Below are 1,194 nucleotides of genomic sequence, written 5' to 3'. Positions count from 1 at the left end.
ACCCTTTGGGTTCGGGAGGGGGAGGGTTTTGTGGTTGTGGCCTCGGAGCCGGCGGACGAGGAGAGAGCTTGGTACCCACTCCAAAACCGCGAATTGCTTGTTATTTTTCCCGGTGGATTCTGTGAACGCAAACCGATCTTATGAATCCCTTATCCACACAAATGAAAACGCCCAGGGGAGCGGACAATAGTGTCAAAGGTTAAACCTTTGGGCTCTAATTTCTCACGAAAGTCGCATATCCCCGGAACCTAAGCTATACTTAAATAGGGGTGATTGTATGAAGCGACTTTTCGTGTGGTTTTGGCTTCTGTTGGTTGTGTTTGGGGCGGGCGTTTTAGCCCAGGACCAAGCGTTAGTCGAGGCGGCCAAGGCCGAGGGAAAGGTAGTGTTCTACGCAAATATAACCGCGGTTGAGCCCATCATGGCCAAGTTTTCCGAAATCTACGGATTTCCCGCGGAGTATGTGCGCATCTCCACTGATAAATTTGTCCCAACGGTGATGACGGAGTTTCTTGCTGGAAAACTCCTCGCCGATGTGGTCCAGGGGCCTTTGCCCATCCTGCAAATTCTGAAGAAAGAGGGAGTGCTTGGGACTTATGTATCCCCCCAGAGCGCCAATTACCCAGAGTGGGCATGTGACCCAGATGGGGTGATCCAGCTTTTCGGTATCGAGTACGTGTGCATCCTTTACAATACCGAGCTTGTCAAGCCTGAAGAGGCACCCACCTCCTATCGCGATCTAGCTGATCCCAAGTGGAAAGGAAAAATCGTCATGCCCGATCCCACTACTCATGCCACCACAATCTCCTGGCTTGTGGGGCTAAAAGAAAATAACGTGTTTAGTAGCGAGGAAGAGTGGGTGACTTGGCTTGAGGGACTCGCGGCCAATGATCCTATGTTCGTGGCTTCTTTCGGCCCTACCCCCGATCCTATCGCGCGGGGAGAGAAGGCGTTGGGGATTTCCATGCCCAAGTACATCATCACAAAGGCTCCGGCTCCCCTTATGTGGGCTAATGTCACGGAGGGGCTTTTTGGCTCGCCGCGGGCCATTGCCATAGTGAAGGACCCCAAACACCCCAACGCCGCTAAACTCTTTATTGATTTTTGGCTCTCCAAAGAGGCCATGCAGCTCCTTGCGGAGAAAGTCGGCGAGTATGTGCTCTACGCCGGGGTTTATCCTCCTATCCCCGGCAT

1 protein-coding gene is annotated in these 1,194 nt (G+C 52.8%); it reads left to right on the top strand.

Features of this window, described 5'->3' with window-relative positions:
- Positions 1-277: 277 nt before the first annotated feature.
- The coding region (locus H5T41_11235; protein ID MBC7109331.1) for an extracellular solute-binding protein at positions 278-1,194 on the top strand (917 nt) is incomplete at its 3' end.

The organism is Methanomassiliicoccales archaeon (assembly GCA_014361295.1).
GTDB lineage: Archaea > Thermoplasmatota > Thermoplasmata > Methanomassiliicoccales > JACIVX01 > JACIVX01.
This window is presented reverse-complemented; position numbering and strand designations above follow the sequence as displayed.